The organism is Actinomadura kijaniata NBRC 14229 (genome assembly GCF_001552175.1).
GTDB lineage: Bacteria > Actinomycetota > Actinomycetes > Streptosporangiales > Streptosporangiaceae > Spirillospora > Spirillospora kijaniata.
This window is the reverse complement of the sequence record NZ_BCQR01000113.1, coordinates 1-13,820: the sequence shown is the minus strand read 5'-3', so window position 1 is coordinate 13,820 and position 13,820 is coordinate 1. Positions and strand designations below refer to the sequence as shown.

At 74.6% G+C, this 13,820-nt stretch carries 12 protein-coding genes; 4 read left to right on the top strand and 8 right to left on the bottom strand.

All coding sequences use genetic code 11. From position 1 onward, the window contains the following. Window positions 1-40 precede the first annotated feature (40 nt). Both AKI01S_RS30880 and AKI01S_RS30875 read right to left on the bottom strand, forming a co-directional pair. Window positions 41-1,204, bottom strand: a complete 1,164-nt coding sequence (locus tag AKI01S_RS30880) for an alkaline phosphatase PhoX (protein WP_067825637.1) — start codon at window positions 1,202-1,204, stop codon at window positions 41-43. Window positions 1,205-1,339: 135 nt separating this feature from the next. Next, complete coding sequence (locus AKI01S_RS30875; protein ID WP_067825635.1) at window positions 1,340-2,509, bottom strand: alkaline phosphatase PhoX; 1,170 nt, start codon at window positions 2,507-2,509, stop codon at window positions 1,340-1,342. A 734-nt stretch (window positions 2,510-3,243) separates the two neighbouring features. On the opposite strand from AKI01S_RS30875, the gene AKI01S_RS30865 reads away from it, so the two are divergent. Further along, window positions 3,244-3,900: an SMI1/KNR4 family protein gene (locus tag AKI01S_RS30865; RefSeq protein ID WP_067825631.1), complete on the top strand. Its 657-nt coding sequence runs from the start codon at window positions 3,244-3,246 to the stop codon at window positions 3,898-3,900. A gap of 4 nt (window positions 3,901-3,904) precedes the next feature. Here the strand turns inward: AKI01S_RS30865 and AKI01S_RS30860 are convergent, their stop codons facing one another. Further along, window positions 3,905-4,276 carry a hypothetical protein gene (locus AKI01S_RS30860; protein ID WP_067825629.1) on the bottom strand — a complete coding sequence of 124 codons (372 nt, stop codon included), beginning with the start codon at window positions 4,274-4,276 and terminating at the stop codon, window positions 3,905-3,907. 81 nt (window positions 4,277-4,357) lie between these two features. Here AKI01S_RS30860 and AKI01S_RS30855 point away from each other — a divergent pair, with 81 nt between their 5' ends. Next, on the top strand, window positions 4,358-4,714 hold the full coding sequence (locus AKI01S_RS30855; RefSeq protein WP_067825679.1) for an MmcQ/YjbR family DNA-binding protein: 357 nt from the start codon (window positions 4,358-4,360) through the stop codon (window positions 4,712-4,714). A 240-nt stretch (window positions 4,715-4,954) separates the two neighbouring features. On the opposite strand, the gene AKI01S_RS30850 is transcribed toward AKI01S_RS30855, so the two are convergent. Continuing rightward, entirely contained in the window at window positions 4,955-5,770 is an 816-nt protein-coding gene (locus tag AKI01S_RS30850) for a MerR family transcriptional regulator (protein ID WP_067825627.1), read from the bottom strand. 63 nt (window positions 5,771-5,833) lie between these two features. On the opposite strand from AKI01S_RS30850, the gene AKI01S_RS30845 reads away from it, so the two are divergent. Beyond that, window positions 5,834-6,277: an HIT family protein gene (locus AKI01S_RS30845; RefSeq protein ID WP_067825625.1), complete on the top strand. Its 444-nt coding sequence runs from the start codon at window positions 5,834-5,836 to the stop codon at window positions 6,275-6,277. Window positions 6,278-6,646: 369 nt separating this feature from the next. Beyond that, window positions 6,647-7,924, top strand: a complete 1,278-nt coding sequence (locus tag AKI01S_RS30840; protein WP_067825623.1) for an amidase — start codon at window positions 6,647-6,649, stop codon at window positions 7,922-7,924. On the opposite strand, the gene AKI01S_RS30835 is transcribed toward AKI01S_RS30840, so the two are convergent. The 4 genes from AKI01S_RS30835 to AKI01S_RS51880 all read right to left on the bottom strand — a co-directional run. Then, entirely contained in the window at window positions 7,893-9,521 is a 1,629-nt protein-coding gene (locus tag AKI01S_RS30835; RefSeq protein WP_067825621.1) for a toprim domain-containing protein, read from the bottom strand. The genes AKI01S_RS30840 and AKI01S_RS30835 overlap by 32 nt on opposite strands. A 74-nt stretch (window positions 9,522-9,595) precedes the next feature. Beyond that, window positions 9,596-12,253 (bottom strand): AAA family ATPase, encoded by a 2,658-nt coding sequence (locus AKI01S_RS30830; protein WP_067825619.1) that lies wholly within the window; start codon window positions 12,251-12,253, stop codon window positions 9,596-9,598. Between the two features lie 126 nt (window positions 12,254-12,379). Then, window positions 12,380-13,186, bottom strand: coding sequence for a hypothetical protein (locus tag AKI01S_RS30825; RefSeq protein ID WP_067825617.1), 807 nt, complete (start codon window positions 13,184-13,186; stop codon window positions 12,380-12,382). Window positions 13,187-13,211: 25 nt separating this feature from the next. Further along, window positions 13,212-13,820: hypothetical protein (locus AKI01S_RS51880; protein WP_067825615.1), on the bottom strand; the 609-nt coding region annotated here is incomplete at its 5' end.

Sequence of the window (13,820 nt, the reverse complement as noted above, 5' to 3'; positions counted from 1 at the left end):
TGCCGGGTCGCCTGCGGCGCGGGGGCGGCGGGGAGGGCGGTCAGGTGCGGAACGGTCCGGTGACGCAGTAGGTGATGCCGCCGGACGAGGAGCCGCTGGTGCCGCGCTGCGACGAGAAGTAGAGGCGGTTCCCGGCGGGGTTGAACGCCGGTCCGGTGATCTCCGAGCCGCTCTGCCCGTTGATCCGCAGGAACACCGAGATCCTGTCGTCCGGAGTGATCATGCAGATGTCCATGGTGCCGCCGTCCTCGGCGACGTACAGGTCGCCCGCGGTGGAGCCGGTGACGTTGTCGACACCGGTCAGCGGCGGCGTGCCGGGGCTGACCAGGCTGTCGTCGTAGGCGAGCTCGTAGGTGTTGGAAGCGAGGTCGACCTGCCAGACGCGGTTGTCGCCCTTGGTGGTGAACCACACGGTGTCGTCGGCGTAGTAGCAGCCCTCGCCCCCGTTGAAGCGCTTGGCGCCCGACACCTGGCTGCGGGTGGCGGTGGGGGAGCCGTCGGGGTCGGGCACGGTCGCCCAGGTGAAGGTCCCGGACGTGGCGCTGCCCGCCACCATGACCTGGAGCGTCCCGGACGACAGGTCGCCCCAGGTGTTCGGGACGAAGCGGTAGAAGCAGCCGTCGGACCGGTCCTCGGTCATGTAGATCGCCCTGCGCACCGGGTCGGCCGCCGCGGCCTCGTGGGTGAAGCGGCCCATCGCGGGCCGGGCGACCGCCGTCCCCCCGAACGGGTAGGTCTCCCACACGCGCCCCGTGCTGGTCTCCTCGCATGACAGCCAGGTGTTCCACGGGGTCTTGCCGCCCGCGCAGTTGGTGTTGGTGCCCGACAGGATCCGCCGGGCCTGCGTCACCTTCCCCGTGGCGTCGAAGCGGAGCATCGAGGCCCCGCCTCCGGCCGAGGCGCTGACCTCGGAGTTGGACACGTAGATCCATCCGGTGCCGTCGGCGAAGCACGCCCCGCCGTCGGGCGCGTCGTGCCAGACGTAGGAGGTGCCGGGCACGGTCTGCCGCGACCGTGCGACGACCTGGCCGGTGAACCCGGCGGGGAGCTGGATGCCGTTGGCGTCGGCGGGCTGGAGGGGGCCGTAGGGGCTGGGGGCGTTCTGCGCGGGGGCCGCCAGCGCGGCGCTCTGCCACAGGCTCCCGGTGAACGCGACGGCGGTGCCGCCGAGGACCGAGGCGCGCAGGAAGCTACGACGTTCCACTGCTGTCTCCTTGGGGGGATGAGACGTCGGGTTGCCGCGGCAGCGCTGCGATCGTAGGTACCTGTCATGAACATCCCCACCCGCTCCGCGTGAACGCCGCGTGTCCGGGACCGCTCCCGGACACGCGGGCCGGGCTCAGGCGCGGAACGGCCCGGTGACGCAGTAGGTGATGCCGCCGGTCCCGAGCCGGTCGCCGCTGGTGCCGCGCTGGGAGGAGAAGTAGAGGCGGTTCCCGGCGGGGTTGAACGCCGGTCCGGTGATCTCCGAGGAGCCCTGCCCGTTGATCCGCAGGAACACCGACACCTTGTCGTCGGGGGTGATCATGCAGATCTGCATGCTGCCGCCGTCCTCGGCGACGTACAGGTCGCCCGCGGTGGAGCCGGTGACGTTGTCCACGCCCTTCAGTGGCGCGGTGCCCGGGGACACCAGGTCGTCGTCGTAGGCCAGCTCGTAGGTGCCCGAGGCCAGGTTGACCTGCCAGACGCGGTTGTCGCCCTTGGTGGTGAACCACACGGTGTCGTCGGCGTAGTAACAGCCCTCGCCGCCGTCGAACCGCTTGGCGCCCGACACCTGGCTGCGCGTCGCGATGGGGAACCCGTCGGGGTCGGGCACGTTCGTCCAGGTGAAGGTCCCGGACGTGGCGCTGCCCGCCACCATGACCTGGAGCGTCCCGGACGACAGGTCGCCCCAGGTACTGGGGACGAAGCGGTAGAAGCAGCCGTCCCCCTTGTCCTCGGTGAGGTAGATCGCCCGGCGTACCGGGTCGGCGGCCGCCGCCTCGTGGGTGAAGCGGCCCATCGCGGGCCGGGCGACCGCCCTGCCGCCGAACGGGTAGGTCTCCCACACGCGTCCCAGGTCGGTCTCCTCGCATGACAGCCAGGTGTTCCACGGGGTCTTGCCGCCCGCGCAGTTGATGTTGGTGCCCGACAGGAGGCGCGAGGCCCCCGTCACCCGCCCGGCGGCGTCGAACCGGATCATCGAGGCGCCGCCGCCCAGCAGGGAGATCGTCTCGGAGTTGGACACGTAGATCCAGCCGGTGCCGTCGGCGAAACAGGCGCCGCCGTCGGGGGCGCTGTGCCAGCGGTAGGCCGTGCCGGGCACGGCCTGTCCCGACCGTGCGACGACCTGGCTGGTGAACCCGGCGGGCAGGTGGACGCCGTTGGCGTCGGCGGGCTGGAGGGGGCCGTAGGGGCTGGGGGCGTTCTGCGCGGGAGCGGCCAGTGCGGCGCCCTGCCACAGGCTTCCGGTGAAGGCGGCGGCCGTGCCGCCGAGGACCGAGGCGCGCAGGAAGCTACGACGTTCCACGGGTGCGTCTCCTTGGGGGGATGAGACCTTCGGTTGCCGCGGCGGCGCTGTGAACGTAGGTGCCCCCAGTGAACATCCGGGCTCGTTCCCTGTGAACACCAAATGTCCGACTTTCTGCCTCGGAGGGCGGAAAACCGGATGGCTTCGCGCGGGAGCGCCGGTCGCCGACGGCGCATACGGGCTCGACCCCGAGCGGATCCGGGCCACCGTCCACCCGGACGACGAGATCTGCGGCTACGCGCCGTGTCGTCGGCCGCGCCGGGTCGTCGCCGCGCACGAGGGGCGGATCGTCACGGTCGTGACGGCGCCGCCGGAGACGCTCGGCGAGGTCGAGGAGGCCTCCCACTTGCGGGCCCTGGACCGGCTGGTGGGCCTGCTGCGCACGTCCTGACCGATGTGGTGGGATTGGCCCTTTGATCAAGCTTTCGCGAGAGAAGAGGGCCGATGGGGAGTGTCGTTGTCATCGGGATGCTGATCCTGCTCATCCTGCTGGGGATGGCCGGGGCGTTGGTGGCCGTGGTCGCGCTGGCGACGCGGCGCCGGTAGCGGGCGGCTGTGCACGTCCTGTCCGATGTGATGGGATCGGGTGTCTGATCGAGCTTTTGCGAGAGAAGAGGGCCCATGCCGGGTATCGGGGTTTCCGAAGTGCTGATCCTGCTCGTCGTGCTCGGAGCGGTCGCCGCGCTGGTGGTCGCGATCACGCTGGCGACGCGGCGGCGCTAGGCCGTTCCGCCATGGACACCGCCACCGGCCTCGGGGAGTTCGCGCGCCGTTTCGCCGCGGAGTGGGCGACGCCGCTCACCGTGCGGGACGGGTTCACCGAGGAGGAGCTGGACGCCGCCGAGGCGCGGCTGGGCGTCCGGCTGCCCGGGGCGCTGCGGGAGGCGTACCGGCTGTTCGGGCGGCGCGCCGACCTGACGAGCAACCACGACACGCTGCTCGCCCCGTCCGAGCTGTACGTGCTCGACGGCGCGCTGGTCTTCCGGAGCGAGAACCAGGGGGCGGCGAACTGGGGCGTCCGGTCGGCCGACTCCGGGCTCGCGGACCCGGCGACGTTCGTCCGCGCGGACCTGGCCGACAAGTCCGCCGAGAGGTGGGAGCCGTGGCTCGGCGGCCTCACGCGGACCGTCCAGGAGATCCTGCTGTCGGAGGCCCTGCACGTGTCCGAGGACCTGTGCGACGGCCGCGACCTGGAAGAGGACGATGCGGAACGGCTGGAGCGCGCGTTCACCGCCCGCCCCGACCTCCCCGCCCCGTGGGGACGCTGGTTCACCGGCCCCGACCTGATGATCCGGGTGGAGGGCGACGACTGGCTGTCGGTCCGCGCGAGGACCGGGGAGGCGCTGGACCGCTTCCGCGACGACTTCGACGGCCACTGGGTCAACGCCTGACCGCTCAGCGGTCGGCCGCCCACGCCGCGTCCGGCGGTGGGGATCCGTGGGCGATGGCGTGCCGGACGATCCGGAACGCCTCGGCGAGCGGCACCGTGTCCGCGTCGGGGTACTCGTCGGCCTGCCCGTTCGCCAGGACGAAGCCGCCGCTCCGGCCCTCGGCCCCGGGCGATGTCGCGTGCCCGCCGGGATCGCCCGGCTCGTCGACCAGCATGACCATCGCGCGTTCCGCGTTGGTCACGAACGCCAGCGCCCTCCCGGCGGAGCTGTGGAGCCACGTCTCCAGCCGCCCCTCGGCGATCCTCGCCCGGATCCCGTGAACCGCGGTGTCGGGCGTCACGGACGCGGTGCCGTCGAAGCTCCAGGTCTCGGCCATGCCGAGATCATCCCAGCGGCGGGCGGCGACCGGTTCCGTCGGTGGGCGGGGTTAGGGTGCCGGCGTGAGGGGGTGGTCGGCGTGGTCACCGTGGAGGACGTGCGGCGGGTGGCGGCGGCGTTGCCGCGCACCTCGGAGCACCTGATACGCGACCGGGTGAAGTTCCGCGTCGGGAGCATCGTCTACGTGGCGTTCTCGCGGGACGAGACGGTGATGGGGTTCGCGTTCCCCAAGGAGGAACGCGACGGCCTCATCACCGAACGCCCCGACGTCTTCCACCTGCCCCGCCCGTCCGACCAGCGCTTCAACTGGGTGAACGCCTGGACGGCCGCGCTCGACGAGGACGAGATGCGCGAGCTGGTCGTGGACGCCTGGCGCATGGTGGTGCCCAAGTTCCTGCACGATCACCCCGCGACGCTGCTCACCCGCGACGAGTGACCCGGCCCGCGGTGAGGACCAGGCCGAGGGCGGCGCGGACGGCGGGGGAGGCGGTCGGCAGCGCGAACGCGCCGCGCGGCCTTGGTGGCGGTCGCGGCGCCGACGTCGGTGGCCTCCTCCGGGCGGCGCCGGGTCTTACCGCCCGTGCCCGCCGTCGGCAGCGCCGGCGGCGGGCACGCCCCGCCCCGGACAGGACGGTCGAGTCGGCGGTGAAGGGGAGGCGACCGGCGCCGGGTCCGGTCAGGGGGTCAGGGGCTCCTGGAGTTCGGTGACCCACTCCGACATCGGGCCGCAGGCGTTCAGGTACAGCTCGCGGGACGGGCCGGCGGTGCGGCGGTCGTTGTCGGCGATCCAGCGGGCGAGGGCCTGGTGGGTGGGGGACACGTCGTCCATGTCGCCGCGGTGGACGATCGTCGCGGCCTCGGCGACGGCGGGCAGGTCCACGACCGCGAAGTCGCGGGCGCGGTCCGGGTCGGCGTTGACCGTGGCCCCGGCGTGCACGGTGACGGTGCCGTCCTCCCGCTGGTCGTAGTAGGCGATGCTCGGCCCGGCGGGGGTGATCCCGGCCGCTTCGAGCCGCCGGAACAGCTCCTCGTACAGCGGGCGGATGACGGGGCTGATCTCCTCGGGGGCGAAGCCGCCCGCGGTGGCGGTCAGCTCCGCCACGCGGACGGCGGGCAGTGACTTGATCACGATGTCGTCGGCGGGCATGTGCCCCTCGCTCTCGATCAGTCGGAGCCGTGCCTCGACCCGGGTCAGGCGGGCGGTCTCGGCGGCCAGCCGCTGGTGCAGCTCGGCCTGGCGGAGGCGGAGCATGCCGCGCAGTTCCTCGGCGGTGACCTTGTCGTCGAGGATGTCGCGGACCTGCTCCAGCGTGAAGCCGAGGTCCTTCAGGGCGAGCACGCGGTTCAGCCGGGTCAGCTGGGCGGCCTCGTAGTACCGGTAGCCGGTGGCGGGGTCGACGCGGGCCGGGCGCAGCAGCCCGAGCGCGTCGTAGTGCCGCAGCATCCGGACCGACACCTGGCCGTGCCGGGCGAAGTCTCCGATGGTGAACATGATGGATCCAGAGGTACGAGCTGACACCGTGTCAGGGTCAAGCGGCCGTGCCAGAGTCGGGGAATGGTGGACGACTCGACGCTACTCGGGCGGATGCGGACGGGCACGGCGGTGCTGGGGGACGTGCAGCGGCTCCCCGGCTACAGCCTGCTGATCTACGAGGGGGAGGCCGGGCAGCTCAACGACCTGCCGCAGCCGGAGCGGGTCGCGTTCCTGGCGGACCTGGCGCTGCTCGGGGAGGCGGTGAAGCGGGCCTGCTCGGCGCTGGACCCGGAGTTCTGGCGGATCAACTACAGCGTCTACGGGAACTCGTGGGAGCACCTGCACGGGCACGTGTTCGCGCGGTACCGGTGGGAGGAGGAGACGCTGCGGCACGGGCCGGTGTGGAGGTATCCCGACCTGCGGGACGAGCGGTACGCGCTGGGGGAGCGGCACGCGGCGCTGCGGGCGGCGGTCGCGGCGGCGCTGGCCGAGGTGGTGGCCGAGGACGCGGGAGGGCCCGGGTGAGAGGGCCGGGGTGAAGAGGTCACGGCGGCCGGTGCGCACCCCCGACCGGTCCGCCGCGACCTCCTTCCCCCCGCCCGATGCGTGGGGTCGATCAGCTGGCGTCCGGGACGGCCTTGATCCGTCCCGCCCCCGATGGACCGTGCGGAACGTCCCCACAGGGTGCGATGAAGCTAACCGCGTTACCCGGCCGTAGGTTGCCCGAACGGCGGGCGGCGTCGGCGAGCGGTCGGACCGTTGCGATGAGCGGAAGGTGAGGATAGGTGAACGGTGCGTGACGGCCGTCGAGGGGGCGCGGCACGTCGGACATGGTCGATTCTCCGGGGCGGGTCGCACTACGGTGTGGCTGCCACTCGAAACGTTTGGGGCGATATGAACGGGTTCTTTGTCGGGCGTTCGCTGGCGGAACTGGGTGCCGGGCTGCGGTCCGGGCGGTGGTCGGCGCTGTTCCTGGTGGAACGGGCGCTGGCGTCGATCGACCCCGGACTGAACGCGTTCTCGCACGTGGACGCCGAGGGCGCGCGGGCGGCGGCGCGGCGGGCCGACGAGGAGGCGGGGCGGGGCGCCTGGCGCGGGCCGCTGCACGGCGTCCCGGTCGCGGTGAAGGACCTGATCGACGTGGCGGGCCTGCCGTGCGGGATGGGTTCGGCGCACTTCGCCGGGAACGTTCCCGAGCGGGACGCCGCGTGCGTGCGGCTGCTCCGCGCGGCGGGAGCGGTGATCGTGGGGATGACGGTCACGCACGAGTTCGCCTACGGGTCCACCGGGGACGTCTCGGTGAACGGGCCGGTCCGCAACCCGCACGACCGTTCGCGCATGTCGGGCGGGTCGAGCGCGGGCAGCGCGGCGGCGGTGGCGTCGGGCGCGGTGCCGCTGGCGCTGGGGACCGACACCGGCGGCTCGGTGCGGATCCCGGCGGCGCTGTGCGGGGTGGCGGGGTTCAAGCCCCCGCACGGGGCCCTGCCCGTGGACGGGGTGTTCCCGCTGTCGGTGTCGCTGGACCACGTCGGGGTGCTGGCGGGGAGCGCGGAGGACTGCCGGACCGCCTACCGCGCGCTCCGCGACGCGCCGGAAGCGGACGCGCCGGTCGGGGACGGCCCGCGGATGGCCTGGGTGGAGGGGGCGCCGGTGGACGCGCGGGTCGAGGGCGTGGTGCGGGCCCCGTTCAAGGGGCTGGCCGTCGAGCGGCTCGACCTGGCGGCGATGTGGCGGACGTTCGTGGCGATCCAGAGCGCCGAGGTCGCCGACGTCCACGTGGAACGGGCCGAGCGCGCCCCCGAGCTGTACCAGCCGGAGGTGCTGGGCCGCGTCCGGACGGCGGCGGAGGCGCCCGCCTGGCGTTACCTGCGGGCGCTGCGGGAGCGGGAGGCGTTCGCCGCCGAGGTCGCCGCGCTGCTGGAGCGCCACGACGTGCTCGTGATGCCCGCGGCGGCGATCCCCGCGCCGCCGGTCGGGGAGCGGGAGGGGCCGTTCGGGCCGGTCCCGCCGACGTTGATCTCGTGGACCTGCCCGTGGAACCTGCTGGGCCTGCCCGCGCTGAGCGTCCCGGCCGGAACGGTGGACGGCCTGCCGGTCGGCGTCCAGTTCGTGACGCGGGCGGGCGCGGAGGAGGCGCTGTTCACCGCGGCGCGGACGGTCCGCCGGGACTGACCGCCTCGGCGAGGGCCGCGGTGACCAGGGAGGGCGGCAGGTCCAGGCGGGCCGCCAGGCGGGCCACGTGGCGGGCGTACTCCGGTGGTCGGGTCGCGGCGATCAGGGGGACGGCCGTGCGGAGCGCGGCCAGGCGCCGTTCCGGGGTGTCGGCCGGGCCGTCCAGGGCGCGGTCGATGACCAGGTCGGTGAGCGGGACCGTGTCGGCCAGCGCCGCGCGGACCGCGGGGCGGCCGTGCGCCGCCAGCACGGCCGCCGGGTCCCGGCCGGGCGGCAGCAGCACCGCGTCGGCCGGGAGGTGGCGCAGGACCTCCCAGGCGCGGCGGGTGGCCGCGTGGCCCGCCGGGTCGCCGTCCAGCGCCAGCAGCACGCCCGTCGCCGCCAGGTCCGCCGCCGTCGCGTCCAGGGCCTCCACCTGGGCACGCGTCAGGGTCAGGCCGCACGTCGCCACCGCCGCGTGGTCGCGGGAGGAGGCGTTCACCGCGATCGCGTCGAGCGGGCCCTCCACCAGGACCGGGCGGGCGCCGCGGGCCAGGCGGTCGCGGGTCTCGTGCAGGCCGTACAGCAGCTCGCCCTTGTGGAAGAGCGGGGTGTCGGGGGTGTTGAGGTACTTGGGGCCGGAGGCGCGGTCGGAGCGGCGGCCGATGAAGCCCGCGATCGTCCCGTCCGCCGCGCGGATCGCGAACATCATCCGGTCGCGGAACGCGTCGTACAGCCGCCCCGAGCGGCCCCGGCGGGCCAGGCCGGTCGCGACGAGCGCGTCCTCGGGGTGGCCCGCCGCGCGCAGGTGGTCGGTGAGGGCGCGGCCGCCGGGCGGGGCGTGGCCGATCTGCCAGCGGCGCTGCACCGTCCGGGAGAACCCCCGGTCCACCAGGTAGGACGGCACCCAGCTCGCGGCCAGGCGCGTCCGGAAGAACACGTGCGCGGCCGCCAGCACGTCGCCGGACGGGTCGGTGGCGTGGGCGTGCAGGACGCCGGTGAGGCGCAGGACGCGGTCGCCGAACGCCGCGTTCGCCCACGGCACGGCGGGCGGGAAGGCGAGGGTCGGCGGCGTCAGGCCGAGCCGGGTCATGACCAGGTGGGCGACCGAGTCGGCCTCGACCCGGCGCGGTCCGTGGCATCCCGCGCCGGGCGGGTCCAGCGGGTCGCCGCGCAGCGCGTGGACGAGCTGGTGCAGCAGCGCGGCCAGGTCGCCCGAGGGCAGGGGCGCGTGGGGGAAGCGGCGGGCGGCCAGCGCCGCCAGGCGGTCGCGGGCCCGCGCGGCGTCGGCCGGGCGGGGCGTGGGCGGCGGCAGGCCCGCGGTCTGGGACAGGTCGAACACCGAGACGGGCGTGTCGGGGGCCGCGATGATCCGCAGGCCCTTCTCGCCCCGGCGGACCTGGCGGCCCGCCGTCTGCCACTCCTCGTAGGAGCGCACGTCGGTGGCCGCCCGCCACTGCGCGGCGATCAGCAGCGTGTTGGTGAAGCCGAACCGGCCGAACCGCGCGGCCTTGTCCAGCCACCACGTCCACGGCAGCGTCCCGTCGCGCAGCCGCGCCAGCTCGTGCGCGGCGACGTCGCGCAGCACCGCCGTCTCGGTAGGGATGACACCGGGCATGCCGGACTCCTCGCCGTCGTCACGGTCGGGGAAGCCGGGACTCGCATTTCCGTCATACCCCCACAGAGGGGATTTCAGAGGTACAGGCCGAGAAGTTCCTGGGGGAGTTCCGGGAGCGGCGGCAGGTCCTCGGCACGCAGGGTGACCAGGTCCTTCCTCGTCACGCGGGGCTCGCGGCCCGCGCGGCGGGCGGCGCGGTCGGCGGAGGCGACGCGTTCGGACTGGTTGGCGATCGCGACGTCCAGCAGGTTGCGCATCAGACGGCCGTTGCCGAACGACGGCCCGCGCGGCACCCGCCGCAGCATCCCCGCCAGCGCCTCGGGCAGGTTCTCGCCCAGCCCGAACCCCGCCTCGGCGGCCAGCTTGGCGAAGACCTCCAGCAGCTCCTCGTCGGTGTAGTCGGGGAAGTGCAGCTGCTTGGGGAACCGCGACTCCAGGCCCGGGTTGGCGGCCAGGAACGACGCCATCTCGCGCTGGTACCCGGCGACGATGACGATCAGGTCGTCGCGGTGGTCCTCCATCATCTTGACCAGCTCGGCGATGGCCTCGTGCCCGTAGTCGTCCTTGTGCGGGGACTGCGTGAGCGTGTACGCCTCGTCGATGAACAGGACGCCGCCGAGGGCGCGTTCCACCAGGCGGCGGGTGCGCGGCGCGGTCTGGCCGATGTACTCGCCGACCAGGTGCGCGCGGGTCGCCTCCACCAGATGGCCCGACGACAGCACGCCCAGCTTCTTGTAGATGCGGCCGACCAGGCGCGCCACCATCGTCTTGCCGGTGCCGGGGTTGCCGGTGAACACCATGTGCCGCGTCGGGACGCTCACCCGCACGCCCGCCGCCGCGCGCATCCGGTCGGCGCGGGTGCCCGCCACCAGCAGGGAGATCTCCTGCTTGACGGTGTGCAGGCCGGTGAGGTCGGCCAGCTCGGTGAGCGGGTTGCCGGGGTGCCCGGCGGTGTCGAGGGTCTCGGGGATGTCGGGCTTGCGGACCAGGTCCCCGGCGAGGCCCGCCAGCACCAGGTCGGCCAGGTGGGCGGCCAGCCGGGCGTTGCGCAGCGACTGGAGCGGAGGGGTCGCCGCCAGCAGCTCGCCCGCCGCCGCGAGGGCCTGGCGGGTCGCGCGGACGTCGCGCGCGGCCAGCTCGCGGCGGAACAGCTCGGCGTGCTCCGCGGCGGTGAACGGCCGGGTGCGCGCGACCCGGAACCTGAGCGGGAGCGCCGGGTCCACCTCGCGGATGCGGGTGTCGCCGTCGGCGTCGCACAGGGCCACGACGTTGAGGTCGGGGTGGACGGAGAGGAGCTGGCGGAGCTCGCGGGCGAGGGCCTCGCCGTTGCCGGGGTCGGTGACGATCGCGTCGAGGCCCTCGATGACGAGCAGGCGCTCGGCGGCGCAGTCCCGGGCGTCGGCGTGCAGCCGGGCGACGGCGTCGGTGAGGCGCTGCCCCGCGAACAGGTTGTCGGTGACCCACAGGGGGTCGCGGGGCAGGGGGAGGGACCTGGCGAGCTCCTGGGCGGCGTCGCGTTTGCCGGTGCCGTCGGGACCGGCGACCAGCAGCCGGACCGGACCCCGGGCGCCGGCGGCCTCCGCCAGGGCCGCGACCAGCTCCGGCTGGCCGACCAGCGAGGTCTCCAGTGCGGGCCGGAGCTCGCCGGCCTCCTTCCGGGCCTCGGGGACCCGCAGCCGCGCGGTGAGCGGGTTGACGACCCGGCGGCGCGGCGCGAACATCCGGCGCAGGTCCGTCTGGAACAGCGCGACCGGCAGGTACTCGTTCTTCGGGAACCACGGCTCGCCGGGCAGCCCCTGCACGATCGCGGTGAACCGCATCGCCATGTCCAGCCACGCCCGGCACGCGTCGGCCTCACCCTCCAGCAGCGCCCGCAGCAGCCAGGACCGCGTCTCCTCCTGCCACGGCCCGGCCTTGAACTCGCGCCGGTCTCCCGGGAACCGCGCCGCCACCTCCCGGTAGCGCTCCTCGCCCAGCGCGACCATCAGCTCGGCCGGGACGTGCTCCATCTCGGCCTGGAGCAGCAGCCGCGACAGGTGCCGGTCGAGCGCCTCGTCGCGCGGGGCGGCGGCGGTGAGCCGTTCGCGGGCGGCGAGCAGCCCCGCGCACACCCACTCCAGGTACCCGACGGGCCCGAGCAGCTCCGGGACGGCCGCGAGGACCTCCTCGTCGGCGTGCCGGGCCCACAGCTCCAGCAGGTCGGCCTTGGGGAGGTCGACGTCACAGGGCGGGGGCTCGTCGTACAGCCGCAGCAGCGCCCGCCGCCGTCCCTCCAGCGGCTCGATGCCCTCCAGCGCGCCCAGGCAGTCACGGGCGAGCTCGATGGCGAGCTTGCGGTCGGGGGCCTCCAGCAGCCAGTCCCCCGGCGGCCGCCACCGCCCGCCCGGGGCCTCCCACAGGGTCATGCGGTCGCTGAGCCGCGGCGGCTTGGCCAGATGGGGGCCGAGGAGCCGCTCCGACAGCTGGCACCGCGACCCGCCCTTGATCGCGCCGCCCCCCGGCAGGAACGCCAGGATGCCCATCACCTCGGCCAGCACGAGCGAGGCGGGCAGCCGCAGCAGCATGTGCTGCTCGGTGGTCAGCCCGGCCCCGCGCGGGTCGGCGGCGAGCGCGTCGACGCGTTCGGCGACCGTCTCCAACAGCCCGTCAGGAACCCGCCACGGTCCGTGGGCGTACACGTCCAGGACCGGTTCGTCGGTGAGCAGCAGTTCCAGATGCTCAGGCAGCCGCAACGCGTCCCCCCAAAAGCGATCAAAACAGAATGCCAAGCCTACGGTCGCCCCCGACCACCCGTGGCCCGCTCCGCCCAGCAGCGTAGGGGGTGACGATCCCGGATGTCCGATGTGCCGGGAAGGTGGTCAGGAGAGGCAGCCCCGGCAGGAGCGGAGGGCGGTGACGGCGGCCCGCAGGAGCTCGGTCGCGGGCCGGCGGGCCGCGGCGTCGGTGACGGGCCGGGCGGTCCCGGCGTCGGGCAGCCCGAGCCCGTCGAGCCGGACGGTGCGGCCGCCGTACTCGGCCTTGACGATCGCGTTGTCCAGGCGGGCCACCGCCGTCGCCGTCCCGGTGGGCCCGAGACCCATGCCCTTGCTCAGCTCGTACCCGGTGAACGCGGCGTGGCCCACGCCGGTCAGGTCCTGGACCGGGCCGTGCTCGACCTCGGCGACCTCGAAGCGGCGGTCCGGGGCGCGGGCGCCGTCGCGCTGCTGGGCGAAGCGGCGGGTGGCCCAGGCGATGCCCGGCTCGCCGCTCTGCGGGCCCGCCAGGCTGATCTCGATCTTGGCGTCGCGGGTGGTCCGGACGGAGCCCTCGGTCCGGGTGGAGGACCACTCGCACACCCAGCCGGAGGATTCCAGGCCCGACTTGGGGGCGGCGTGCAGGGCCAGTCGTTCGGGGAGGCCGTCGGGGACCAGGGCGCAGGCGTCGTCGTTGAGGATCTTCTTGTAGGGGCCCGCCTCGGGGGAGGGGAGCTGCGCCCGGGGGGCCGGCGGGCGCTCCTTCCCGCGCCGGTCCTCCTGGTCGAGGCGCACGGCCGCCACCACCAGGGCCGCGCCCAGGGCCAGCAGGGTGAGGAGCGCCGCGGCCACCACGGCCGCGCGGCGGCGGTTCCGGGGGCGCTTCGGCCGTTCGTAGGCGGGGTCGCTCCAGGGCGATCGGCCCTGCTGCACGTGATCTCTCCTTGCTCGGGGATGCTCAGCGGCTCTTGTCGAGCGCCGCCAGGATCAGGCGGGCCGCCCTCTGCGCGCCGACGCGCGACCGGTCCTCGTCCCCGGTCTCGTAGCTGACCTCGGCGATGAGGTTGCTCCGCCGGAACACCACGAACGCGATCGGGCTCGTGTCGCGCTCGTAGTGGACGAACGCCTCGTCGCCCAGCCCGTTCAGCGGACGGACGGGATGGTGGACGGGCGCCGGCGTGATCTCCCGGTACTCCTGGAAGAACTGGTCGTGCGCGGCGGGCACGGACGAGACGACCCGCAACTCCGTCCTCAGCGTCCGCCCGCCGCCACCGCCGGGCATCCAGGCGCAGGACTGGGTCCGGGGACCGTCGCGGCCCGGATGGGAGGAGGGCTCCGGCACCAGCGTGGCCACCGTTTCCGCGCTGAGCAGCGAGCACGCCCTCGGGACCGCGGTGAACGCGGGGCGGGTCCGCGGCGCCGTGGCCGGCCCGGACGCGGTGGCCGACCCCGAGGCGGTGGCCGGCCGGGAACCGGTGACACCCGGCCGGGGCGCCGGGGTCCCGCCGTCGCCGGGCCACAGGACGAACGCCAGGACCGCCGCGACGGCGACCGCCGCGGCGAGCAG

Excerpts from the sequence above, each read along its gene's own strand:
- AKI01S_RS30840 (WP_067825623.1), top strand. The coding sequence starts at position 6,647 with ATGAACGGGTTCTTTGTCGGGCGTTCGCTGGCGGAACTGGGTGCCGGG.
- AKI01S_RS30845 (WP_067825625.1), top strand. The coding sequence starts at position 5,834 with ATGGTGGACGACTCGACGCTACTCGGGCGGATGCGGACGGGCACGGCG.
- AKI01S_RS30865 (WP_067825631.1), top strand. The coding sequence starts at position 3,244 with ATGGACACCGCCACCGGCCTCGGGGAGTTCGCGCGCCGTTTCGCCGCG.
- AKI01S_RS30850 (WP_067825627.1), bottom strand. The coding sequence starts at position 5,770 with ATGTTCACCATCGGAGACTTCGCCCGGCACGGCCAGGTGTCGGTCCGG.
- AKI01S_RS30860 (WP_067825629.1), bottom strand. The coding sequence starts at position 4,276 with ATGGCCGAGACCTGGAGCTTCGACGGCACCGCGTCCGTGACGCCCGAC.
- AKI01S_RS30835 (WP_067825621.1), bottom strand. The coding sequence starts at position 9,521 with ATGCCCGGTGTCATCCCTACCGAGACGGCGGTGCTGCGCGACGTCGCC.